20 protein-coding genes are annotated in these 25,071 nt (G+C 42.2%); 12 read left to right on the top strand and 8 right to left on the bottom strand.

Features of this window, described 5'->3' with window-relative positions; all coding sequences use genetic code 11:
* Nucleotides 1–32: 32 nt before the first annotated feature.
* Both AC0L46_RS10595 and AC0L46_RS10590 read right to left on the bottom strand, forming a co-directional pair.
* The gene (locus AC0L46_RS10595) at nucleotides 33–1,166 is read right to left on the bottom strand and encodes a D-alanine--D-alanine ligase (protein ID WP_473503466.1); all 1,134 of its coding nucleotides are present in this window, start codon (nucleotides 1,164–1,166) and stop codon (nucleotides 33–35) included.
* Nucleotides 1,163–1,744, bottom strand: a complete 582-nt coding sequence (locus tag AC0L46_RS10590) for a DedA family protein (RefSeq protein ID WP_473503464.1) — start codon at nucleotides 1,742–1,744, stop codon at nucleotides 1,163–1,165. The genes AC0L46_RS10595 and AC0L46_RS10590 overlap by 4 nt, the downstream gene beginning before the upstream one ends.
* 546 nt (nucleotides 1,745–2,290) lie before the next feature.
* Here AC0L46_RS10590 and AC0L46_RS10585 point away from each other — a divergent pair.
* Genes AC0L46_RS10585 through AC0L46_RS10560 form a run of 6 tightly spaced genes read left to right on the top strand, consistent with a single transcriptional unit; the run spans nucleotide 2,291 to nucleotide 8,084 of the window.
* Nucleotides 2,291–5,089, top strand: coding sequence for a monovalent cation/H+ antiporter subunit A (locus tag AC0L46_RS10585; protein WP_473503462.1), 2,799 nt, complete (start codon nucleotides 2,291–2,293; stop codon nucleotides 5,087–5,089).
* A complete protein-coding gene (locus AC0L46_RS10580; protein WP_347984439.1) occupies nucleotides 5,089–5,454 on the top strand; it encodes a Na+/H+ antiporter subunit C in 366 nt (121 codons plus the stop codon). The genes AC0L46_RS10585 and AC0L46_RS10580 overlap by 1 nt, the downstream gene beginning before the upstream one ends.
* Nucleotides 5,455–6,966 (top strand): monovalent cation/H+ antiporter subunit D, encoded by a 1,512-nt coding sequence (locus AC0L46_RS10575; RefSeq protein ID WP_473503460.1) that lies wholly within the window; start codon nucleotides 5,455–5,457, stop codon nucleotides 6,964–6,966.
* Nucleotides 6,966–7,448 (top strand): Na+/H+ antiporter subunit E, encoded by a 483-nt coding sequence (locus AC0L46_RS10570; protein ID WP_414680758.1) that lies wholly within the window; start codon nucleotides 6,966–6,968, stop codon nucleotides 7,446–7,448. The genes AC0L46_RS10575 and AC0L46_RS10570 overlap by 1 nt, the downstream gene beginning before the upstream one ends.
* Nucleotides 7,442–7,711, top strand: a complete 270-nt coding sequence (locus tag AC0L46_RS10565) for a K+/H+ antiporter subunit F (RefSeq protein ID WP_414680759.1) — start codon at nucleotides 7,442–7,444, stop codon at nucleotides 7,709–7,711. The genes AC0L46_RS10570 and AC0L46_RS10565 overlap by 7 nt, the downstream gene beginning before the upstream one ends.
* Before the next feature lie 10 nt (nucleotides 7,712–7,721).
* Complete coding sequence (locus AC0L46_RS10560) at nucleotides 7,722–8,084, top strand: Na+/H+ antiporter subunit G (protein ID WP_473503457.1); 363 nt, start codon at nucleotides 7,722–7,724, stop codon at nucleotides 8,082–8,084.
* Between the two features lie 7 nt (nucleotides 8,085–8,091).
* Here AC0L46_RS10560 and amt read toward each other — a convergent pair whose 3' ends face one another.
* Nucleotides 8,092–11,121, bottom strand: coding sequence for an ammonium transporter (gene amt / locus AC0L46_RS10555; protein ID WP_473503455.1), 3,030 nt, complete (start codon nucleotides 11,119–11,121; stop codon nucleotides 8,092–8,094).
* 204 nt (nucleotides 11,122–11,325) lie between these two features.
* Nucleotides 11,326–13,359, bottom strand: a complete 2,034-nt coding sequence (locus AC0L46_RS10550; protein ID WP_473503453.1) for a hypothetical protein — start codon at nucleotides 13,357–13,359, stop codon at nucleotides 11,326–11,328.
* A gap of 338 nt (nucleotides 13,360–13,697) precedes the next feature.
* Between AC0L46_RS10550 and AC0L46_RS10545 the strand changes: the two genes are divergently transcribed.
* A complete protein-coding gene (locus AC0L46_RS10545) occupies nucleotides 13,698–13,994 on the top strand; it encodes a hypothetical protein (RefSeq protein WP_414680763.1) in 297 nt (98 codons plus the stop codon).
* 14 nt (nucleotides 13,995–14,008) lie between these two features.
* Here the strand turns inward: AC0L46_RS10545 and AC0L46_RS10540 are convergent, their stop codons facing one another.
* Nucleotides 14,009–15,526, bottom strand: coding sequence for a Ppx/GppA phosphatase family protein (locus AC0L46_RS10540; protein WP_414680764.1), 1,518 nt, complete (start codon nucleotides 15,524–15,526; stop codon nucleotides 14,009–14,011).
* Between the two features lie 508 nt (nucleotides 15,527–16,034).
* Here AC0L46_RS10540 and rho point away from each other — a divergent pair.
* Together rho and AC0L46_RS10530 are read left to right on the top strand one after the other, a co-directional pair.
* Entirely contained in the window at nucleotides 16,035–17,300 is a 1,266-nt protein-coding gene (gene rho, locus AC0L46_RS10535; RefSeq protein ID WP_414680765.1) for a transcription termination factor Rho, read from the top strand.
* Nucleotides 17,301–17,425: 125 nt separating this feature from the next.
* Entirely contained in the window at nucleotides 17,426–18,154 is a 729-nt protein-coding gene (locus AC0L46_RS10530; protein WP_473503450.1) for an NAD(P)H-flavin reductase, read from the top strand.
* A 74-nt stretch (nucleotides 18,155–18,228) separates the two neighbouring features.
* Here the strand turns inward: AC0L46_RS10530 and AC0L46_RS10525 are convergent, their stop codons facing one another.
* Together AC0L46_RS10525 and mqo are read right to left on the bottom strand one after the other, a co-directional pair.
* On the bottom strand, nucleotides 18,229–18,501 hold the full coding sequence (locus AC0L46_RS10525; protein WP_473503448.1) for a YfcL family protein: 273 nt from the start codon (nucleotides 18,499–18,501) through the stop codon (nucleotides 18,229–18,231).
* Nucleotides 18,502–18,595: 94 nt separating this feature from the next.
* Nucleotides 18,596–20,074: a malate dehydrogenase (quinone) gene (gene mqo, locus AC0L46_RS10520; protein WP_414680768.1), complete on the bottom strand. Its 1,479-nt coding sequence runs from the start codon at nucleotides 20,072–20,074 to the stop codon at nucleotides 18,596–18,598.
* Nucleotides 20,075–20,504: 430 nt separating this feature from the next.
* Here mqo and AC0L46_RS10515 point away from each other — a divergent pair, with 430 nt between their 5' ends.
* Nucleotides 20,505–20,912 carry a CBS domain-containing protein gene (locus AC0L46_RS10515; protein WP_473503446.1) on the top strand — a complete coding sequence of 136 codons (408 nt, stop codon included), beginning with the start codon at nucleotides 20,505–20,507 and terminating at the stop codon, nucleotides 20,910–20,912.
* On the opposite strand, the gene hslO is transcribed toward AC0L46_RS10515, so the two are convergent.
* Nucleotides 20,909–21,784 carry an Hsp33 family molecular chaperone HslO gene (hslO, locus tag AC0L46_RS10510; RefSeq protein ID WP_473503444.1) on the bottom strand — a complete coding sequence of 292 codons (876 nt, stop codon included), beginning with the start codon at nucleotides 21,782–21,784 and terminating at the stop codon, nucleotides 20,909–20,911. The genes AC0L46_RS10515 and hslO overlap by 4 nt on opposite strands.
* Nucleotides 21,785–22,008: 224 nt before the next feature.
* Here hslO and AC0L46_RS10505 point away from each other — a divergent pair, with 224 nt between their 5' ends.
* Nucleotides 22,009–23,937, top strand: coding sequence for an ABC-F family ATP-binding cassette domain-containing protein (locus AC0L46_RS10505; protein ID WP_473503442.1), 1,929 nt, complete (start codon nucleotides 22,009–22,011; stop codon nucleotides 23,935–23,937).
* Between the two features lie 135 nt (nucleotides 23,938–24,072).
* On the top strand, nucleotides 24,073–25,065 hold the full coding sequence (hemB, locus tag AC0L46_RS10500; RefSeq protein ID WP_473503440.1) for a porphobilinogen synthase: 993 nt from the start codon (nucleotides 24,073–24,075) through the stop codon (nucleotides 25,063–25,065).
* Nucleotides 25,066–25,071: the final 6 nt, after the last annotated feature.

Below are 25,071 nucleotides of genomic sequence, written 5' to 3'. Positions count from 1 at the left end.
TTAATTCATTAACCCAATGGACTTATTCCTACTTAGTCGGTGCTTGGGTAATGTTCGGTTAAGCTTTTCTCTTCGCGCCAAGCGGCTAATAAAGTTTTAAAAGACGGCGGTTTGTGCCCTCGTTTCTTTTGCTTCGCGCCAATCGCGTATAATAGTCGGTACTGAGTTAAGAGCATGCTGAATATATTTTTCAGTGGCGTATTTCTGTCCCAAATATGGGCAGCTTCACTGCTTGCGCCATTGAGTTCTAAAATGGTGAATTTCTCACCTTTCATAAAGTCGTGAAGATTATCGAATTTAATATCCAAACGGCCGTAGTGATAACCTTCTACATCATGAAGAATCGTATCCAGCTTGCGAGTTAACTCGTCTGTAATGTATTGATTGCCATCTCGGAAGATAGAACCTCGGCTGTGACTGCCAGCAAAAGCAAGTTGGAACTCTTCGCCGTCTTCTGGAATCCAATCCAACTTATCTGTGTGACGAGGTAAATATAGATGACTAAGTTGACCTGCGCGCGGGCAACGCTCGATCAGCTGTTTCAATGTATGCTGGCCGTCGCCTACAACAGTAGGCGTGTATTTCAATGTGATCGAAATGATCTTGCCTTGCGCTTCTCCAGGTTGGCGCACGTAAAACACACCCGCTTCAGCTTGATAAGGCGCTTTTTCTTGCAACAGATATCGCGCGTTATCAGGAAAGTCTGCAATATATTGTTCAAGCTGGCTTTCATTACGCAGCAGCTTAACGCCAACACCACGACAACCTAAATCTGGCTTGGCAACAACAGGAAAAGACAGATCAGCGGCTTGCATTGCAGCCAAAGCATGGGAGGCTTGGCTCGAAACGTCTTCTTGATTTTTAGTTTGCGTTACAAACGGAGAAATCCAAGGCGATGCAACCGAGCCCGCCAAATTCATAATATCTTGCTTGGATTCACCAACCATGCCGCTCAATTTAATGCTTGGATTGGCAACCAAAGGCAATCGAAAATCACGGTAATACACACCTTGTAATATGCTTTGCAATACCACTGGCGTGTAGAAAAACCAACTAGGGAAAAACTCATAGCGGGACACGCTGTGCTCTTGATCTATTTCAAGAACGGGCATGCCAGCATTGATTTTATCTGATGGTATGAGGCGAATATCTGACATCGAATTCATGATAGACCTTTAGTAAATGATTTATTAATTAGACGATTAACAATGAAAAAGACGGCAATCGCGATAGGAACCAAGACCCATTGGTATTGAGTCGTTTGCAACCAAGCTTGGCTACCGAGGAAATAAATGACGTAGAAGATAGCCGCCGTCCAGATTGCCGTTGCTGAAACCACTGCACAGAAAAACACGAACAAAGGAATCGAGAAAAAGCCACTTAGAGTAAAGCCAACACTTCTTAAACCTGGAATGAATCGAATGATAAAAAGGTTTAAAAAAGCATTGTGGTGGAAGCGAGCACGCAGCTTTTTAAAAGAAGGATTCGTCAAAGCCTTGTAACGTAAAAAACGCACTTTACGCCCATAACGGCCAAGGCAATAAAGTAGAAAGTCCCCTGTTGCAATGCCAACGAAAACAGCCAAAAGCGCCGTCGTAGGCATAATGCTTCCTTGTGCCGCCAAAGTACCAGCCGTCACAATCGCTAAATCTTCCAAAAAGTAAGACAGCAAAATAATGCCGAAAAACAATAGGATATTTGAAGACTGCCCTTCAGCAAGAAAGGCCTGTAACTCAGCGATCAAGGTTCACTCCTTTATTCGAATAACGGTATTGCATGCTCTTTCCATACTGGAAAGGAGTCATAAGCAAGGCTTTTAAGTATTAAGTATATGAAGTTAGTCGTTACAAGGATCAAAAATATTACAAAAGAATTTTATTTTTTAATTTGAAGAAGATAATTCCCGAACATAAGCTTCAAAGAAACGAAAATTAGGGCAAATTACGTTTCTTTCCTCAATACGATAAGCGTAAGTTTTTGTTGAAAAGGAAAGGCAGGTCTCTTTTTTCGAAGGGCAACTCATTAAAGGCGCAAACGAAGGAACTTTTTCTGTTACCCTCTTTCTAAAATAGTAATATTTTTCCAAGCATTTATGATATTTTTCTTATGTCTTTGGTTTTAGACTATTGATTCGATTAGTAAAAGGCTATGCTTGTTTATTCTTAAATCCACATTGTTTTCAATTTAGTTGGTAGAAAGCAGCACATATGAGACCGCCTGTTAGGACGATAACCATGCGCGCACCATCCTTTAATTTTGACTTATTCTTAATAGTAGAGGAGCTTTTTTCTTGAACTCTCTTATCTGGCTACCTTTTCTTCCATTATTAGGAACCTTAATCCCACTTATTTCAAACCGCCTTAGCCGCACTGAATGTGCCTTTCTGACCGCGGTGTTACCAGCATTAACGCTAGTACTGGTATTGATGAACGCTGGTGACATTGTCCAAGGAGAACGCTTCCAAGCGGCTATTCCATGGATTCCTTCTATTGGCTTGGAGTTGGCATTTAGGCTCGATGGATTAGCCTTGCTCTTCTCGATTCTTATTTTGGGCATTGGCTTATTAGTTATCTTATACGCCCGGTATTATTTGTCTGATAAAGACCCAATGGGGAAGTTTTACGCTTACCTCATGCTGTTTATGTTTGCCATGTTAGGCGTGGTGCTGTCTGACAACCTGATTCAACTCTGGTTTTTCTGGGAACTAACCAGTATCAGCTCCTTCTTGTTAATCAGTTTTTGGGGACATAAAACAGAAGCACGAAAAGGCGCTCGAATGGCGCTTACTGTAACCGGAGCCGGTGGTCTTGCGTTGCTTGCGGGCTTATTGATTCTAGGAGATACGGTTGGCAGTTTCAGCCTTCAAACCGTTCTAGACAGTGGCGACCTGATTAAAGCCAGTGCGAGTTATCCAGTCATTGTTGTCTTGGTTTTGCTCGGTGCTTTTACAAAATCCGCTCAGTTCCCTTTCCATTTCTGGCTACCAAACGCGATGGCCGCACCAACGCCAGTAAGTGCCTACTTACACTCTGCCACTATGGTAAAAGCAGGTATCTTCTTGATGGCCCGTTTTTACCCAGCGCTCGCCGATACAGATCTGTGGTTCTTGATTGTCAGCCTGACTGGTCTTGCAACCTTCTTGATGGGCGCTTATATCGCGCTGTTCCAACACGATTTAAAAGGCTTGTTGGCAAATTCCACTATCAGTCATTTAGGCCTCATTACCTTATTGTTAGGAATGGGAACCGATTTAGCGGCGGTAGCGGCTATTTTCCATATTATTAACCACGCTATATTTAAAGCGTCTCTGTTCATGGCCGCCGGTATTATCGACCATGAATCTGGCTCTCGTGATATGCGCCAGCTCAATGGTTTATGGAAATACATGCCTTATACGGCAACCTTAGCCATGGTGGCGTCCGCTTCGATGGCGGGTGTGCCTTTAATGAACGGTTTCTTATCAAAAGAAATGTTCTTTACTGAAACTCTGCATCAAGCGTCTCTTGGCTCTTTATCTTGGTTAATTCCTGTATTAGCAACCTTAGGTGGTGTTTTTGCGGTCGCCTATTCTATGCGTTTTATTCACGACGTGTTCTTCAATGGTGAGCCAATCAATTTACCAAAAACGCCTCATGAACCACCTCGCTACATGCGTGTTCCAGTTGAGATTCTAGTGGCTTTGTGTTTGTTGGTTGGGATTTTCCCTAGCTACATGGTTGGCGATTTGTTGTACTCGGCAGCCAGTGCGACACTCAATACGACTCCGCCAAGTTACAGCTTAGCCATTTGGCATGGTTTTAACTTGCCATTGCTGATGAGTATTATTGCCTTAATTGGTGGTTTGATTATGTATCATAATCGACCGCACCTGTTTAAGTTCCAAGCTCAATTTCCGAAAAGTGATCCTAAATTAGTTTTTGAAGGTGTTGTACAGTCGCTTGCGTCTGCTGCAAATCGCTTTATCAGCTTCACCGAAAACGGCTCTCTACAGCGTTATACCTTCTTCACTTTGTTGTTGGCCGTCATTATGACTGCCGCATCTTTAATGAAGTTAAACGCGACAGCAGGCCAACGTCCGGAAATTCCGGTTGATGCTGTGTCTATAACAGCGGCTGTGTTGCTTTCAATTTCTGCTTTAGCCACTGTGCTATGGCACAGACGACGAGTTGTTGCTCTGATTACGCTGTCTGTCGTGGGTTTGATTGTCTCTTTGGCATTCGCTCAATTCTCTGCTCCAGATTTGGCATTGACTCAGCTTTCTGTAGAAGTCGTGACCGTTATCTTGTTGATTCTAGCCTTGTTCTTTTTGCCACAAAAAACACCTAAAGAATCCTCTCCACGTCGTGTTGTTCGCGACTTGAGTCTGGCCTCTTTAATCGGTGGAGTGGTTGGAACCATTTGCTATGCGTTAATGACCCGTCCGCTCGACACCATATCCACCTTCTTCACTGAAAACAGTAAAACAGGCGGTGGCGGCACCAACGTGGTTAACGTCATTTTGGTGGACTTCCGTGGCTTCGATACATTAGGCGAAATTACTGTGTTGGGTATCGCCGCGCTCGGCATTTATAAATTGATCGCGAGAATGCGCTTATTTATGCCGTCCAGTAATGACAGAGGTTTGGCTTGGTCGGAAGACAAGAACCCTATTTTGCTTGCTGTTATCTCGCAGAGTCTGTTGCCTCTTGCCCTGCTTGTGTCGGCTTATATTTTCTTACGCGGGCACAACATGCCTGGCGGTGGTTTTATCGCGGGGTTAATCACTTCCGTTGCCATTATCCAACAATACGTTGGTCATGGTGTGGAATGGATTAAAACTCGCGTTAAGCTGGATTATCAAATCATGATCGGCTCAGGAATCGGCATTGCCACCCTTAGTGGTTTGGGAAGTTGGGCATTTGGTCACACCTTCCTGTCTTCTTGGTTCGATTACTTCTACTTACCTGTCATTGGCAAATTCGAGCTTGCTAGTGCAATGGTGTTTGATCTTGGGGTTTTCCTTACTGTGGTGGGTGCCACTATGTTGATTCTTGCGAATCTTGGGCAATTAACCACCAGCGAACGTCCTATACAAAAGGAGAATGATTAATGGAAGGCATATATGCTTTTTGCGTCGGTTTATTAACCGCCTGCGGTATTTTCTTAACTTTACGTGGACGCAGTTTTTCTGTGGTAATGGGCTTAACCTTATTGTCCTATGCCGTAAATTTATTCTTGTTCGCAAGTGGGCGCCTCAAACTCAATGCCGCGGCGGTTTTGGGACAGTCGGAACAATACAGTGATCCACTTCCTCAAGCGTTGGTTCTAACAGCCATTGTTATTGGTTTCGCGATGACAGCGTTTGCCGTCATATTAGCCATGCGTGCCCGCGCGGACTTAGGAAATGACCATGTAGATGGCGTGCTGCCTGCACAACCAGGTGATCCAACCTATAAATCAGGAGGCCACCACTAAATGCAGCATTTGAGCATTTTTCCGATTCTGATTCCTTTGTTGTTCGGCGCAATTATGTTGCTGCCGCCAATTTCTCGTGACATCAGTTCACAACGTATCAGTTCTATTGTCGGTACATTATTTTTACTTGCCTCTTCTGCAGTCCTACTTTTCAAAGTAGACAACGAAGGGGTCCAACTTTATGCCTTAGGTGGATGGCAAGCCCCATTCGGTATTGCACTCGTTGCTGACAGGATTTCCAGCTTATTGGTTTTGCTGACCTCCTTTTTAGCCTTTGCCGTTATGTTGTATTCGATCTCTGGCAAAGACAAAGGCGGCGCTTATTTCCACCCATTGTTTATGTTCCAAATCATGGGGATTAACGGTGCCTTCTTAACAGGAGATATATTCAACTTATTTGTCTTCTTCGAAGTGCTACTTATTGCGTCTTACGCTCTGCTGATTCACGCAGGTGGTAAGCAAAAGACACAGGCAGCAATGCACTACGTCATTCTTAATCTTGTTGGTTCCAGTTTATTTCTATTTGGATTAGGGATTTTATACGGCACACTTGGCACACTAAACATGGCAGACATGGCCATCAAAGTGGGTCAGCTAGAAGGTGAAACGGCCACACTTGCCAAAACAGGTGCTCTGTTACTATTGGTCGTTTTTGGCTTGAAAGCCGCTATGCTGCCTATGCATTTCTGGTTACCAAAAACCTACGCCAGCGCCAGCGCGCCAGTTGCCGCACTTTTCGCCATCATGACCAAGGTCGGCATTTACAGTATTTTTAGAGTATATACCGTCATTTTCGGAGAACATGCTGGAGAGTTAGCAAATATCGCCACACCTTGGTTATGGCCACTGGCCTTACTGACAATTCTTATTGGTAGCATAGGTGTGTTTGCTAGTCCGAACATCCGTATTATGAGCGCAAACCTAGTGATTGTTTCCAGCGGCAGTTTGCTCGCATGTGCGGCCATCAATTCTGAAGCAGCAACATCAGCAGCCTTGTATTACATGGTCCATAGTACATTGGCTTCTGCTGGCTTATTTTTGCTCGCTGATGTCATGGCAAGACAACGCGGTAAAGCAGAAGATCGCTTTGTTCACTCGCGCCCATTTGTCCAGCCAAAACTACTTGGTGTTGCATTTGCGATTTCAGCGTTAGCATTAATTGGTATGCCTCCGCTGTCTGGTTTCGTTGGCAAGATTATGATTCTTCAAGCCACTCAATCAACAGCACAAACTATGTGGGTTTGGCCGTTAATTTTGGTTGGAAGCCTAGCTGCACTGGTGACTTTTTCAAGAGCAGGAACAACCTTGTTTTGGCGTCATAACGGCTCAGCCTCCTCGGATGCAGAACCAGCTAAACCGACTGAAATAGCAGGTATTGGCTTATTGCTTCTAGCATCACCAATACTCGTTTTGTTTGGCGGAGAGATCAGTGAGTTTACACAACAAGCAGCCTATTACCTGCATGACATTCAGTCTTCTGCTTATGACTTATTACCAGGAGTAACCCGCTAATGTTATTTCCTATGCCTTTCCATAGCCTTTTGCTTTTTACTGTTTGGCTATTACTCAATAACTCAGTCAGCGCAGGACATATCGTCTTAGCAACCTTTTTTGCTATTACGATTCCTTGGCTTGTCAGAGGAATGCGAGATGAGCATCCGAAGATACTCAAGCCTTGGCTAGCTGTTCGTTATGTTCTCATGGTGATGTGGGATATAGTCGTCGCTAACTTGGAAGTTGCCTTGCTAATTGTTGGTCCTTTAAAACGACTCAAACCTGGGTTTGTAGCAGTTCCAATAGAAATGAACTCCGATCTCGGTATCACTATTTTGGCCAGTACCGTATCGCTTACACCTGGAACAGTCAGTGCCGAAGTATCAAAGGATAGAGCATGGCTTTATATTCATGCTCTTCATTTGGATAACGAAGCCGAACTGATTGAATCCATTAAGCAGCGTTATGAAAAGCCTATTAAGGAGATTTTCGGATGCTAAATTTGACCATCGCTATTGTCGCTTCTTTCATTTGTATCGCTTTGATTTTGAATTTATGGCGATTACTGAAAGGCCCAACGCTATCAGAAAGAATTTTAGCCTTGGATACCATGTACATTAATGCGATTGCACTTATATTGTTGTATGGCATTTACATGAGAAGTGCTTTGTATTTTGAGGCGGCATTATTAATTGCCATGTTAGGCTTTGTGAGCACCGCTGCACTTTGTAAGTACTTACTCCGCGGCGACATCATAGAATAGGATATTTTTTATGCCCTTTTATCTCGAAATTATTATCTGTGTTGCGTTATTGATTGGCGGTGCCTTTTTGCTTGTCGGTTCTTATGGACTCGCTCGCCTCCCAGATATTTACATGAGACTTCACAGTCCAACCAAAGCCTCAACGCTTGGAATCACGGGTGTTTTGATTGCTTCTATGGTATTCCAAAGCCATTTGAAGGGTGCTTTCTCTGTTCAAGAGTTGCTGATTACGCTTTTTCTTCTCATCACAGCGCCGGTTGCAGCAAATATGATTGCAAAAACCGCTTTGCATTATCGTACAAAGCCAATCGAAAAAACAAAAAATCAAGACCTCATGGAAACCATACGAGAGCGCGAAGAGCCAAAACCGTAAAGCTACTTCAAAGTAGCTTTACAACTTCATCACTTTTCATTGGTTTATGGTAAAAATACCCTTGGAATATCTCGCACCCCAGAGACTTTAATGTCTCTGCTTGTGATGCCGTTTCAACACCTTCAGCAATAACAATTAAATCCAGTCCGTTTGCTAGACTAATAATAGTTTCACAGATTTTTACGTCTTCCGTATGCTTGTCGCACTCTTCTATAAAGGATTGATCAATCTTTAAGGTGTTTAAAGGTAAACGTCTTAAGTAATTAAGAGACGAATAACCTGTACCGAAATCATCTATGGATATTTTAATATCCAATGCTTTTAACTCTGTCATCACTTCAATACAGCGCTGAATGTCTGTTAGCAACACGCCCTCAGTAATCTCTATCTCCAACATGCTTCCTGGAAGGTTATAGTGATCGAGTTTTTGTGAAATATAATCCACCACACTTTCAGACACTAAATGACGTCCCGATAAATTGACAGCAATAGGCACAATCTCAACACCCGCATCGCGCCATGCTTTTTGTTGCTTTAAGGCCGTATCAATAACCCACTCATCGACCTTGATAATTAAATTCGATTCTTCCGCGATAGGAATAAACTCTCCAGGAGACACAAAGCCTTTTGAAGGATGATTCCAACGAATTAATACTTCCAAGCCTAAAATGTTCTCTTTTTCCATTTGTACCTTAGGTTGGAATACCAAAGTGAACTGATCAGAAGCGAGAGCATCTTGTATCTCTTTATCAAAGCCAAACTTTTGAGTCACTAAACTCGCCATTTCTGGTGTAAAGAGTTGGGCATTATCACGGCCTTTTTCCTTCGCGCAATACATGGCGATATCTGCTTGCTGAATAAGCTTATCCGCTTCTATTGTCTGCTCGTAAGAACAGGCAATGCCGATACTCACAGGAACTGAACAATCCTGCCCACTTAACACAAAGGTTTCTCGCATAACGCCTAAAATCTGATTTGCTCGGTTCATCAAGTGATTCGTACTGACATTCTCAGTCATCATAAAGATGAACTCATCACCGCCCCAGCGCGCGACTACGTCACTTTCATCAGCAACTTCAAACAAACGTCGAGCCACTTCACAGAGCAGCTCATCACCCGCTTTATGCCCTAATGTATCGTTGATTAATTTAAACTTATCTAAGTCCAAAAATAGTACGCCAATCGACTCTTTCTTCTTTTCTGATACAGCCAAAGCACGAACAAGAGAATCCATAAAATAGGTTCGATTGTACAAACTCGTTAGCGGGTCACTGTACGCTAAAAACTTTAGGCGCTCTTGTAGCTTCATGTGACGTGTCATGTCTTTTATATGAAGTGTGTACTCACTGTCACCATTAGTTTGTGTTTTAGTGATCGTAATTTCAGCAGGGAAATCATCATTTGGAGATCGCTGCAAACGAAACGGATTACGTCGATTCAATATCAAACCAGTTGAAGTGGAGAAACCAGAATCGAGACTCTGGAAAATTTGTTTTCTATCTTCTTCAAGCACAAATAAACCAACAAAACTCTTTCCTTCCACCTGGCTCTTTAAGCAGCCAAAAGTACGCTCAGCGGAGGGATTAAATTCCATAACGGAGCCAAAGCGGTTAATCGTAATGATGCAATCCATTGAAGAATTAAGAATGGCAGACTTACGCATTTCACTTTCTTGGAAGCGCATTAATGCATCATCTCGCTGTGTGATTTCACTGCTCACGCGTTCAATAACCTGATTATATTTACGCGCAATCTGACCTACTTCAGTGAAAGGTTCCTCTGGTACGGGAGTCGAAAAATCTGCATTGTTTTGCTGATATTGCATAGTGGTAAGCAAATCAAACAATTCAGTTGTGGCTTTATGTTCAGTGACATTAAGACCTTGCTCTTCTTGCTCTTTAGTCACTCTTAACGGCATAAAACGATTTATCAGCCATATAAATGCGTAACCGACGATAAAGCAATACAGACCAATCACCACCACGCCAAAAGCCTGAACCCATAACTGATCCCAAAAAGTTAAGCCATTGGCAATTTTGTCTTCTTGCCCAAATAAAGCCACACACAAGGTTCCCCAAATACCCGCAAATAAATGCGTCGGTACAACATCAAGGGCATCATCCAAGTTCCATGCTTTCATTAGCAGATTACCAAAATACGCGACTAAACCAGACACGCCGCCAATAATCACAGAAGCACTAGGCGAAACAATATGACAAGCCGCGGTAATGCCTACTAAACCGGCAATCACACCTCCAAGAACCGAACTAACATCAACATAACCATCGCGGAAATAATTGATGGAAACTGCAATGAATCCTCCCCAAGCGGCAGAGATAAAAGTATTTAAAATAATCGTCGGCACATCATTCGTTAAGGCTAAAGTGCTTCCGCCGTTAAAACCAAACCAGCCAAACCAAATTAATAAAACGCCAAGAGTCGATAAAGGAAGGTTGTTACCAGGGGGCAATCGGATTTTCTGTTCAGAGAAACCAATGCGAGGCCCAATGATCATAATGGACACTAATGCCATCCAGCCACCAACAGAATGCACTACGGTGGAGCCCGCGAAGTCAATAAAGCCCTTAGCCTCTAACCATCCTTGCCCTCCTGTCGAAGAATAGACACCAGACCATGACCAATGTCCAACCACTGGATAAATCACCGTACTGAGCACTACTGTAATGGCTAAATAACCCATAAAAGTCATTCGTTCTGCCACTGCGCCCGAGGTTAATGTCGCAGCTGTGCCGCAGAACATCATTTGAAAGACAAAAAAGCTGATCTGCCAAGGAGTGTGTTGCTCGCTAAAAAAGAAATCGCTGAAACCAAAGAAACCACCAATCGAATCACCAAACATGATTCCAAAGCCGAATAACCAAAACAAAATCGTCGATACGATGAAGTCTGATATGTTTTTAGCCGCAACATTAATACTGTTTTTACTTCTTATTCGACCACTTTCCAAACATAGAAAGCCTGCTTGCATAGTGAACACAAGCACAGAAGTAGTAAGTAACCAGTAAAGCTCAGACATATATTCCCTCATCAAAACCAAAATAACGCGTAAACCTTAAAGCGCCAAAATAGCATTTTAAAACAAAGATATAGAAGTAAAAGGCGCAGTGTTTCAGGCATTCAATTGTTAGGCCAACTCTTGTAACAATCACGTAACAAAAAAGGCGACCTCAGATGAGATCGCCTTTTTAAAGCAAGATTAATCAATATTTAACGAGTTCTATTAAGCGTTAAGAGTAAGAACACTCGTTTTACTGATTCGATGACGGTAAATTTCGCGAAGATACTTAATCGCATTCTTCACGTTATTTACGTCTAAGCGAATATCATTAATAGACACGAAGCTTTGTGGGCTCTCGATAAGCTCACGGTACTTCTTCTCATACATAGGCTTAATCGCATACCAGTTCGTATCAAGGATCTTAGCTGGGTTTTCATAAGCCGTGAAATATTTATCCACTAAGGCATCATCAAACTCATCGTCTTGAATCATACTGATAATGGCTTGATCTATTTCATTTGTATAACGGAACTCATCGCGCGCAAAACAACGTTTCATATAAGCGACCATCAAGGTTAAAAAGTCATCACTTAAACATGGGCTTTTTGCAATCAAAGTGGTCAGGGATAGGTTTGCCGATGCACCAATAACAAGCGCATAACGCTTCAATGTGGTGTTTGGGCATAAACGGTTCAAATGCATTTTCAAGCGATTCAACGCCGTGAATGACAACTTGTAATCTCGTGGTAGAGAGATAATAGACACAATAGATGAACAGTTTTTAAAGAAGTGCAGATGGTTTAACGTGCTCGCATCAAAACCGCTCTTTCTGTATACCTTAATCGCATCGCGATATTTCTCTGATTCAACAGGCAACACACTAACCCCTTCAATTGCAGAGGTTTCAGCATTGAAATGCGGCAATTCGATCGAACGACAGAATAAATCATCAATATCAACATTGTCTTGACGAACACCATCATTCACAACACTTTCGGCGTAAGCGACCGCAACAGGGCCCGCCAAACTCATAAACAAGTCATTGGCATCCAAACGAATGGTTTCAGAAATATCAATACCAGCTCGACGGAAGTAATCTTCATCGTAATCGGTTGTTACCGCTTGAGCGGTCAAGATATTAAAGATCTGCTGAGAAATATACTGGTTCGCGTATTTCTCCATTGTATTGACATCGATACTTTCAACATCACCGCCATTTTCTTCTTCCGCATAACGCATAATATCGTTAGATATCAACATCATGGAGTTCCAAGGTCGGATACGTTCCATTACATCTTCAGGTAATTCATCGTTGTCTCGCTCTTCGTTGTAAGAGAAGTTCCACTCTTCAGATATGTACTTGGTCAACAAACGACCAGCATTGATATGAAGCGCTTCTGAAATCTCGACATTCTTTCCAGAGATGTTCGGTAAAATACAAATACCAGAGGTAAAAATAGGCTCAAACACAAAGCTGTGTCGTTTATCAGCCAAACGGCTTTGACTTTGATCTGAGCGGTAATCAAAGGTTTTACTCAAGTAAGAGAACTGTTGAGCCAAGCCAAATTCAGACGCCATACCAGAACCAGTACCACCACCCGCACTAAAGATGTAAAAATAAAGTCGAGATTGGTTTGCTTTGATGCCGCAAGAATCAACAAGGTAGGAATGCAACTGCTTCCACTCTTCATTGATAAAGGTCGTTGCGTCTTTATTCAGGATAATCTTAGCTAGATATTGACCTAAGATTGGAGCATTACCAGCACCACCAGCATGAACTTCGGACAAGTCCATGATTTGTAACTTTTTATATTCTTCTAAGAACTGCGCTCGGCCCTCATCATTAGAGAAACGAATGCGGCCTTCAATGTCTTTATCTAAATCACCCAATAAGACGATTGGCTCAATAAGGAAAACAGGCTTAAACCCATCCTTATCTTCCATTGGTAAATGCTTTCTGATCCATCGCATCGGGCGGAACTCTTGCTCGCCATCCAAGATGTCTTGGCTCTCAATCTCACGCATGTAATTTGCTCTTGCTTCATATACCAAAGAAGCAACATCTAACGCGATATTAGATCCACAACGCCCTAAGCCAATCAGGCAAACTGACGGAAAAACCTGCTCATTTACACCATCTTCATCCACTAATTGCGGGTGAATCTTATTACGAACAACATCAAGATTTTCTAAAATCTGTTCCAGATTCGTTTCAGTAAAATAAAGATGTTCTATTGGGAGTTTTTCTTGGCTCATGCGGTATCCTTTTTGAAGCAAATTACTTACAACAGATAATTTGGGCTGTTTACTCAACAACCCCAAGCAGACATGCAATCTGTAAGATATACGATTGTTTAGTCATATTCTTATAAACAATATGCAAACAATATCATCCTTATATAGCAATGACACTAATATGCTTAATGAGAATTTAAAATAAGTTCAAGTTTTTCAAAAATGATGAAAGATACAGAGAACCAGAAAACTACAACTTCTTCTCCAACCATCTAAAAAGGGTTGAAATGTTCAAAAAATAGACTACATTTATATGACTATATCAGGTAATTCAGACAACTATTATAACGGTGGCTGTTTTGTCGATCTCTTCAATATCAAACAACTCATTATATTTGCCTTCTCTCTCAATGCAGGCAGACAAAGACACGCACTCGAACCCTCGAGAGGCATCTGGCTTTGTGCAAATTTCAGATCAAGCTAAGCATCTACTTGCCAACCAAAACCAAGCAGACCTACTAGAAAAAACAGAAGAAGAGAAAGAAGGGAAAGAGACGGTACAAATTACATCAAGCATTGGTCGTCTCTCTCGAATATCCGGACTGCAGCGCGAAGAAGTCGCGGACCTATATCGTTCTATTGATAACTTAAGCTAAAGACTAGCTAAAGATTAGCTAAACGTCAGTGTATACCCAGCAACAGCTAAGGCTTCAGCTTCCCGTTGCAGATTCGCTAATGTTAGCGGTCGCCCATCTAGCCATTCAGGCAAAAACTCAGCATGCAAACTCTTACCATCAGCCTTTAAAGTGAAAATTGGCATATCGCCCTCTTTCCTATCATCATGCAGCAATATCGACAATCTCAGAAGAATGGATAAACCGTCTAAATCCTGTTGATCACTTTTCGTAAATCGATAATCCAACGATTGGGTAAATTTACGTCGATGGCGCAAAATCAAATTGGCCAGAGCCTGCTGTTCCTGCTGAGAAAAGCCCGGCATATCTGACTCTTTAATAATGTAAGCTCCATGTTTGTGGTATCGACTGTGAGAAATCCCAACCCCCACTTCATGAAGCAAACCAGCCCAACGGAGCAAGTCTTCACTAGAAATGCTGTTTAGGTTCCAATCGTCTTTCACTTGCGCAAGCGCAGATAAAGCCGTGTGCGTAACCAATTTCGCTTGCTCAGTATCAATATGATACTGATTCAACATATAGTTTACTGTACGCTCACGAATGTCCGTTTCAGCATATCGTCCCATGATGTCGTATAAGACACCTTCACGAAGTGCGCCGCTTGAGAAGTCCATTTGTTTAATAGAGAAACATTCAAAAACGGCCGTTAAAATCGCAATGCCTGCTGCAAACGTATTTTTTCGTTCAGGTTTAAGCCCTACTAGATCAATATTATCTGCATGACCTGCAGCGAATAGCGCCTTTTGAATTTGTTTTAGTGTTTTTGGGGTAATTCCTTTTTTGCCCCAGTTATTTTCTTTAATGATATTAAACGCTGCTTTGGCCGTACCAGATGAGCCAATCGCCACATCCCATGACTCATCAAGATAATCATCTTGGATACTTAATAATTCTAATCGTGCAGCGGTCACTGCTTTTTGGAAGTTCGCTTTATTAATAACACCATCATCAAAGAAGCGCTTTTTAAAACTCACACACCCCATATGAAGGCTTTCGGTGAGAATAGGCTCAAGCTGCTGCCCAATAATAAACTCAGTACTGCCTCCACCTATATCAACCACTAATCTTTTTGCATCACCATGATCCATGGTTCTGGAAACGCCGACATAAATCAATCGGGCTTCTTCCCTACCTGCAATGATCTCAACTGGATGACTCATGATATCCATGGCCTTGCCAATAAAGTCATATCGGTTCTTTGCGACTCGTAATGCGTTGGTTCCTACAACTCGAACCGACCCTGCTGGCATATCTGCAATCACTTGAGCGAATTGCGCTAGACAATCTAAACCTCTTTGTTGTGACTCATCATCCAAATGACTGTCCACCAAACCCGCTGCAAGTTGAACCTTTTCACCGAACTCACCAGTGATGCGCAGTTGCCCGTGCGTAACTTGAGCTGTAACCATGTGGAAACTGTTTGACCCAAGGTCAATGGCTGCGATTTTTTCAAATGGAAAATCATGAGATTGTTGCAGAAAGAGAGATTGCATTGACGTCGCCTTATGTCTCAGAAATCGTAGTAAACACAAAGTATATCAGTTGAAGAGACACTTCATGATTAACAAAGCATCAAAAACAAGCCGTGTTAGATGAATTTTTTATAAATCTAAACCTAGTTTTGTGAAAATCAAGCACTAAGGAACTATTAATAGATAAAAACCCTGAACTTGATCAAAAAATTAACAAAAAAGTGGATTTTTCCTAAATTTGACTATAGACCTCACCTTTAAGTCGAACTATAGTACTGACTGTTGGAATAGGAATGTAGAAGTATATCTTTCTTATTTTAACTCCAATCAAATTGTTTCGCGCTGTATTGGCTTACCCGAATCGGGTCTTTCAAACAGGAGCAAAAACTAAATATTATTGCTCCATGTTTTTTCGTGCCGAGTAGCTGATACATTGTTAAATACTTCCAGACATAGATTATGGTTACTTATTAAGTAGCACTGATTCCGTCATTTTTCCTCAGATGAGCTAATACAAAAAAACCCATTTATGAACCTTACCGACTTAAAACAGAAATCAGTACACGAACTTTTAGAAATCGCATCAGAAATGGGCCTAGATAATATGGCTCGCTCTCGTAAACAAGATGTTATTTTCTCAATCCTAAAGCGTCATGCCAAAGGCGGAGAAGACATTTACGGTGACGGTATTCTAGAAATTCTACAAGACGGCTTCGGCTTTTTACGTTCACCTGACTGCTCTTACCTAGCAGGACCAGATGATATTTATGTCTCGCCAAGCCAAATCCGACGTTTCAACCTTCGTACTGGCGATACAATCGCTGGGAAGATTCGTCCACCTAAAGATGGCGAACGCTACTTCGCATTATTGAAAGTCAATGAAATTAACTTTGATAAGCCTGAAAGCGTTCGTAACAAGATTCTTTTTGAAAACTTAACACCTCTGTTTCCAGATGAGCGTTTATTAATGGAAGCAGGTAACGGCTCTACTGAAGACGTTACATCTCGTATCATCGACCTTGTTGCCCCAATGGGTAAAGGTCAGCGTGCCTTGGTTGTTTCTCCGCCTAAAGCGGGTAAAACCTTCATGCTACAAAACATCGCAAATGCAATCACCCGCAACAGCCCTGATTGCCACCTGATCGTTCTACTTATTGATGAGCGCCCAGAGGAAGTAACAGAAATGTCTCGCACTGTGCGCGGTGAAGTATTGGCGTCTACCTTTGATGAGCCACCAGCACGTCACGTACAAGTTGCTGAAATGGTAATTGAAAAAGCCAAACGCCTTGTCGAACATAAACGTGATGTTGTGATTCTGCTTGACTCCATTACCCGTCTTGCTCGTGCTTACAACACAGTCATTCCTTCCTCCGGTAAAGTATTGACCGGTGGTGTGGATGCGAATGCGCTGGAGCGTCCAAAACGTTTCTTTGGTGCGGCTCGTAACATCGAAGAAGGCGGTAGTTTGACTATTATCGCAACAGCGCTTGTTGATACTGGTTCAAAAATGGACGAAGTGATCTTTGAGGAATTCAAAGGTACAGGTAACTCAGAACTTCACCTTGATCGTAAAATTGCGGAAAAACGTACTTTCCCTGCAATTAACATTCGTCGATCTGGCACACGCCGTGAAGACTTATTAACGTCTGAAGACGAGTTACAACGCATGTGGATTCTTCGTAAGCTATTGAATCCTATGGAAGATGTTGCCGCAACAGAATTCCTAATCGATCGACTAAAAGTAACTCAAACAAACGATGAGTTCTTTGAGTCTATGAAAGGCAAAAACAAATAAGCTTGCCTATGCGCAAGACAAACAAGCCACTTGATTAAAGTGGCTTTTTTTTACCTACATTAACAGATTATTATCACCAGTCAGCGCCTCAATCTTTGTAGACATGACTTGTATCGGAGCTTTATATGGAAGACCTTACCGCAAAGGTAAACACTGTTGAGTTAATTAACAAAGATGTATATCAAATTACTTTGCAGGTAAATGACCTCTCTTTTATTGCAGGTCAATACTTAATGATTGCCTTACCAACAGGGGAACAAGTTCCTTACTCGATTGGTAGCGCTCCTCACGAGTTACCTAACCTTACCCTATATATTCTTGTTTCGGACCCAGAGTCATTAGCTCATAAAGTGGTAGAACATATTAAATCAAACGAGACAATCACAATTAAGGCTCCAGGTGGCGACTGCCATTTAGACAATGGCGTTTTACATTCTGCACCAGAGCACATTTTATTAATTGCTGGCGGCACAGGATTCGCGCAAATAAAAAGCCTTTATAGCTCATTGGTTGAGCAACAATTTTCTGGGAAAGTTTCCTTCTATTGGGGATTAAGAAGTGCGGAAGATGTCTTTGCACAAGCTTGGTTAACAGAAGCGAAAGAAAGCGCACCTTTCTCAGTGGATATTATCGTCAATGAAAGCAATGACACATGGCAAGAAAGAACCGGCTGGCTGTATGAAGCGGTTTTGGAAGATCACCCTGACCTTAGCAATTCTGCGGCCTTCATCTGTGGTTCAGTCGGAATGGTTTACGGCACATTAGACCAACTTGAGCTGAAAGGATTAACACAAGAACGTTGTTTCTCTGATGTTTTCGCTTACGCACCACGTCCAGCTAAGCCAAGTCTGTAGTTCTTAATTTAACGTCAAAAAAAGAGAGGCCTGTTAAAGGTCTCTCTTTTTTATTGCTACCTTGTTGAAATTTTTTAGCCTGCTTGTTCGCAGACTGTATTCCATAATGCAAGAATTTGCTCTTGATCCGCTTCCACAACACCTTCTGCAACAAGCGTTTCTTTTAACACGTCAGTGAAGGCTGCATCAAATGCACTTTTCCCTTCGCCTTCTGTACTACTATGAAGCCCTAACAGACCTAGAAGATAAGCACAGTAAAACAGCTGATCTCCTTCTTCTGCTTGATGCTCCATTTCACGTAATGTATCACATAGCTGATCAGCACGATCTGCAAACGTTATTGTCATATTTAATCTCTTTCTCTTAACTACTTAGTAGAAGCGCTATAAAAAAGCTGGGACAGACCCAGCTTTTCAGTACCTTATTTTTATTAATGTAAAATTAAGGTTTTAGGTTCAATGTTGTTAGTGTTCGTTCACGGATAGACAGTAATAAATCCGTATTCTCAACCAACGACTCACCGTATGAAGGCACCATTTCCTTCATTTTCTCTTGCCATTCTGGTGTCGCAATACGATCTTTAAAGCAGCGTTCCATAATACCAATCATTGTATTGACTGTTGTCGATGCACCCGGAGACGCGCCCAACAATGCCGCTAAAGAACCATCTTCTGTTGTAATCGCCTCAGTACCAAATTCTAACTTACCGCCACCTTCAGCATTTTTCTTAATAATTTGAACTCGCTGACCAGCGTAAGCAAGTTTCCAATCTTTATCCTGAGCATCAGGGAAAAACTGACGTAAAGAATTACAACGATCTTTATGGGACTGTCTCACTTCACTGATCAAATAACGAGTCAGATCCATATTGTTCTTACCAACACTCAACATGGGTTTAATGTTGTCGAACTGGATACTTTTCGGTAAATCAAAGAAGGATCCTGTTTTTAAGAATTTCGTCGTAAAGCCTGCAAATGGGCCGAACAAGATCGCTCTTTTCCCATCGATAATACGAGTGTCCAAATGCGGAACAGACATAGGTGGCGCACCGATCGGTGCTGCGCCATACACTTTCGCAAAATGCTGATCGACCAATTCTGGGTTTTCACAAACCAGCCACTGACCGCTCACAGGGAAACCACCAAATCCTTTCCCTTCTTTCACTTCTGCTTTTTGCAATAACGGCAATGCGCCGCCGCCAGCACCTAAGAAGACAAATTTTGCGTCTATAACAGAGCGAGTACCGTTCTGCTCAATCGTCACATCCCAGCGGCCATCCGCTTTTTTCTTCAAAGCTTTTACTTCTGTGTTCAAGCTTAAGTCAAAGTTTTCGACACTTTCTAAGTGCTTCACCATGTTACGAGCGATGGCACCAAAGTTCACATCAGAACCATGTTCTATACGAGTTGCAGCAAGCGGCTCATCACCGCTACGATTATTCATAATGAGAGGCATCCATTCACTCATCGTTTCACGGTCTTCCGTGTACTGCATTTCTTTAAAAGCAGGATGAGCGCTCATTGCTTCATAGCGAGCCTTCAACATTTTGACGTTATTTTCGCCCCATACGAAACTCTGATGAGGAACACGATGTATAAATTCTTGAGAAGATGGCATTAGACCTTGTTCAACAAGGTATGACCAGAATTGAAGACTTACTTCAAAAGCAGCATTAATATTCACTGCCTTGTCGATATTAATTGAGCCGTCTTTATTTGGAGAGGTATAGTTCAGCTCGCAATAAGCAGCATGCCCTGTACCAGCATTATTCCAGCCATCAGTACTTTCTTTCGCTACACCGTCCAAACGCTCAACCATCATCATGGTCATATTAGGATCTAGTTGCTTTAGGAGCATTCCTAGGGTCGAGCTCATAGCACCGCCCCCGACTAGTAAAACATCTACAGAATTTGAGGTCATAGGATTTCGCCGTGTCTTAGCCAATAGTGAATTTCAGAGTGATTAGAAAGAAGGCTTTTGGCCAGCAATCAATACACAATTAAGGTAATTGCATTACTTTCTTGTCTTTTCTCAGAACGCGGTTTTATTGCATTTAAACACTGTCTATTCAAAGACAGATAACCCATAAAAGGTCTTATACAGATATACAACTGATTATACGGATTTTATGTATAATGTCTTGGATGCTAAAAGCAAAAATGTAGATATATTCGAAGCTTGAAAAGCCAGTTAGGCGACATTCGATGATCTTGTTAACACAATATTGAATTTTAACAACATTAACAAAAACCATGCTTCGATTTTGCTAATGTATTAAAATTATAATATTGAATATAAATATACTAAATCTCCACTTTCAGTGATAGAAATCAAACACAGGGGATAGGCAATGAAAGCACAAGATATTATGACTCACAATGTCATCAGTGTGGATATGGATGATCGTCTTCCTGATATAAAGAAAATCATGGAAACACATGAGTTTCATCACTTGCCAGTCACCGACAATGGAAAGCTTGTCGGCATTATCTCAGACCGAGATCTTTTGCGGCTCATAAGCCCCTTTATCAACAAGGTATCAGAACAACCAAGAGACACAGACACCCTGAATCGAGCGGCTCATCAAGTCATGACTCGCCAACCGATTGCTGTGAAAGCAGAAACATCAATAGAAGAAATTCTAACTTGGTTTAAGCAACTAGACATATCTTGCCTACCTGTCATCGATGAAGATGAACAGGTTATTGGCATGATATCTTGGCGTGACTTGATTAAGCACGCCACATTTAAAAGTTAATGGGTTTTCGCCTGATCGCCAAGCGAGTCTTCTAAATCGGCAGCCGTGAATTCATACTTCTCGGCACAGAACTGGCAGTCCGCTTTGATACTGCCTTGCTCGATCAATATTTCACGTACTTCTTCTTGCCCAAGAGACATCACAGCATCCAGAGTGCGCTGACGAGAACAAGAACAACCAAACTGCATTGATTTAGTATCGTACAAACGCACTTCTTCTTCATGATACAAGCGGTGTAATAACACTTCCGTTTCAAGCCCTAATAGCTCTTCCTCGTTTACTGTTGAAGCCAAATGAGTAAATCGCTCCCACGCGTCTTCATCACCTTCTTTTGCTTGCTCACTCGGTAAGCGTTGCAAAAATAAACCACCGCACTGAGCACCATTTGCCGCCAGCCAAACTCGACTAGGCAATTGTTCAGATTGAGCAAAATACTCTTCCAGACACTCAGATAAAGTGTCCCCTACAATCTCCACAATACCTTGATAACGCTGTCCATTTTTCGGCTTAATCGTGATAGCCAAATAACCGCCAGCCAATACTTCTTTTAAGGAAATCACCTCTGGGACTTCTTGGCTGTCATCCCACTGCGCGATGCCACGGAGATTCTGATGTTCGTCACATTCCGTCATCAGAGTGGAAAGAAAACCATGACCTTTCGCTTGAATAGATAAAACACCATCAATCTTGATGATATCTCTTAACAAGGCAATCGCAGCGACAAATTCACCCAGCAACTTTTCCAAAGGCAATGGATATTCTTTACGCTTAATAATGTCTTGGTAGGCACTGTTTAAAAAGACACGCTCACCACGAACATTCGTGCCATCAAACGAAAAACGTTGGATTTCATTTATTGATACATTACTCACAAAATACACCTTACTCAGCCCAAACGTCCTGAGTTAAAAATTCCTATTAATATTTCCGCTATTTTACCCCTGTGATACCGAATCATCCACTTTAAAGCGTGGATAAACTGGGAATATGCAGACTTACTATTTCGTTTACACGAACGGCACTCTAAAATGTTCTCCATGATATTTAAGCGTCAATTTTTACTTCTCATAGTCGAGATAAGAGATTTCTAGTTTTTATGATCCAGTTTATTGAAGTTAGCTTACAGCGTGGCACTCAGTTTTTACTTGAAGACGCAGATCTCACGATATTCGAAGGCCAAAAAGTCGGCCTGATTGGCGCAAATGGCGCAGGGAAATCCTCATTGTTTGCCATGATAAAAGGCGAATTACATGCTGACACAGGCGAGATTATTCTCCCAGGTAATCGCCGCATTGCTTTCATGGCGCAAGAAGTAGAAGAAACACAGCGCAGTGCCTTGGATTATTGCTTAGACGGTGATGATAGATTACGACTCATTGAACGCAATATTGCAAAAGCTCAAGAAAATGGTGACGACCACGCTCACGCAACTTGGTTAGGCGAATATGAAACAGCACACGGTTACACAGCTCAGTCCAGAGCCGAGACGCTGCTTCAAGGTTTGGGTTTTAAAATGTCAGACATGCAGAAGCCCGTTTCGGACTTTTCTGGTGGTTGGCGAATTCGTCTAAATCTGGCTAAAGCATTAATGTGTCCTTCCGACGTTCTTTTACTTGATGAGCCAACCAACCACTTGGATTTGGATGCTGTGATGTGGTTAGAAAACTGGTTAAGACAATATCCAGGCACTCTTCTACTTATTTCCCACGACCGAGACTTCTTAGACGGAATTTGTAGTCACATTGTTCATGTTTATCAAAAACGCCTGACGCTTTATAAAGGCAACTACTCAGACTATGAACGCCAACGTGCAGAACACCTTGCTCAGCAACAAGCTAACCATGAGAAACAATTAGAGAAGCGCGCACACTTACAGCAATATGTTGCTCGTTTCCGCTACAAAGCAGATAAAGCAAAACAGGCTCAAAGCCGCTTGCGCATGTTGGAAAAAATGGAAATCATCGGGCCTGCACACATAGACTCGCAATTTCAATTCTCCATCCCTGTTGCAGAGAAAACCTCACAACAGCTCATCGATTTATCGCAAGCTGACTTAGGCTACATGTCTGAGACAAATGAAGCATTAGTGCAACTAGGACAAACTAACTTCACTTTACGAGACGGGCAACGCATTGGCTTACTCGGCCCTAACGGAGCCGGTAAATCTACATTGATAAAGTCCATTGTTGGCGAAATCAAAATATTATCCGGCGATCGTGTAACTGGAGAAAACCTGAAGATAGGTTATTTCTCTCAACACCAGCTCAGCGCGCTAGATTTAGAAGCCTCGCCTTTGCTTCATATTCAACGCTTGTCACCAAAAGTCTTAGAAAGTGATATTCGTCGTTATCTAGGCGGCTTTGGATTTATTGGAGATGACGCACTGCGCCCTGTAAAAGGCTTTTCTGGCGGTGAAAAAGCACGCTTAGCGTTATCGCTGATTTCATGGACCAAGCCCAACTTATTGGTACTCGACGAACCGACCAACCATTTAGACTTGGATATGCGTCAGGCCTTGACCGAAGCCTTGCAGGAATTCCCTGGCGCTATTTTATTGGTTTCCCATGACCGTCACCTTTTAAACAGTACCGTCGATGAATTCTATCTGGTCGCTGATAACCAGATTCAAGCATTTGATGGCGACCTACCAGCCTATCACTCGTGGCTACAGGCTCGACAAGCCAGCGAGACTCAAGCGGAAAAAAGTGAACAAAACGTTGGCAAAGTCGAAAAAACAGACCGTAAAGAAGAGCGTCGTAAAGCAGCCGAGATGCGAGAAAAGCTACGCCCTTTGCGCAAGCAAATTGAGAAGTTTGAAAAAGCCGTTCAAACAGCACAAGAACATCTCGATAAAATATCAGATGCCATGTCAGATTCCTCACTTTATGAAGCAGAGCAAAGGGATAAATTACAAACTTTACTAAGCGACGAAGCCAAATGGAAAAAAGCGTTAGCAGAAAGTGAAGAAGCTTGGTTTGAAGCCCAAGAAGAATTAGAAGAAGCGGAATCAGAACTGGGTATGTAATAAGTGTCGAGAAAGACCAAGTAATTAAGAAAACGCGTAAACATTGCTTTAACACCAAGCATTTGAACCCGCACTGACTTAATATTGTCATAATACTAAAGTAGATTTACAAACAGCGAAAAGGAGAGATATTGGATGACATTTCCATATACTCGTATGCGCCGCATGCGTAAGAATGATTTTTCTCGTCGACTCATGCGCGAGCACCACTTAACTGCAGATGATTTAATTTACCCGATGTTTGTTATTGAAGGAACAAACGTACGTGAAGCCGTGCCATCCATGCCAAATATTGACCGTGTCTCTATCGATTTACTTCTAGAAGAAGCAAAAGAATTGGTCGAGCTAGGCATCCCAACCGTTGCTTTGTTCCCTGTTATTAATAATGATAAAAAATCCTTGCTCGCTGAAGAATCTTATAACCCAGACGGACTGGTTCAACGTGCTGTTAAAGCTTTAAAAGCCGCTTTCCCTGAGCTGGGTGTACTAACAGATGTGGCGCTAGACCCTTATACAACACACGGTCAAGACGGCATCATCGACGATACAGGTTATGTCTTGAATGACGTCACAGTCGACACACTTGTTAAACAAGCATTGTCTCATGCACAAGCTGGAGCAGATGTAGTGGCGCCATCCGATATGATGGATGGTCGAATTGGTGAAATCCGCGACGAATTAGAAGCGGAAGGCTTTATCAACACATTAATTATGGCGTACGCAGCAAAATATGCTTCGGCTTATTACGGCCCATTCCGTGACGCAATCGGTTCAAGCGGTAACTTAGGTAAAGGCAATAAATTCACCTATCAAATCGACCCAGCGAATTCTAATGAAGCCATTCGTGAAGTTATGCTAGATTTAGAAGAAGGTGCCGACATGGTCATGGTAAAACCTGGCATGCCTTACCTAGATATTGTCCGCAGAGTAAAAACAGAATTAGAAGTACCAACCTTTGCTTACCAAGTCAGTGGCGAATACGCCATGCACATGGCAGCGTTTGAAAAAGGTTGGCTTGATAAAGATACGGTAATGATGGAATCGCTCTTAGCATTTAAACGTGCTGGAGCAGATGGCATCCTAACCTATTTTGCAAAGGACGCAGCACGCCTATTAAAAAAACAATGATTCCAT

Source organism: Marinomonas sp. 15G6-16, assembly GCF_055809555.1.
Note: the sequence above shows the minus strand (reverse complement) of the source record. Positions and strands in the feature narration are given on the sequence as shown.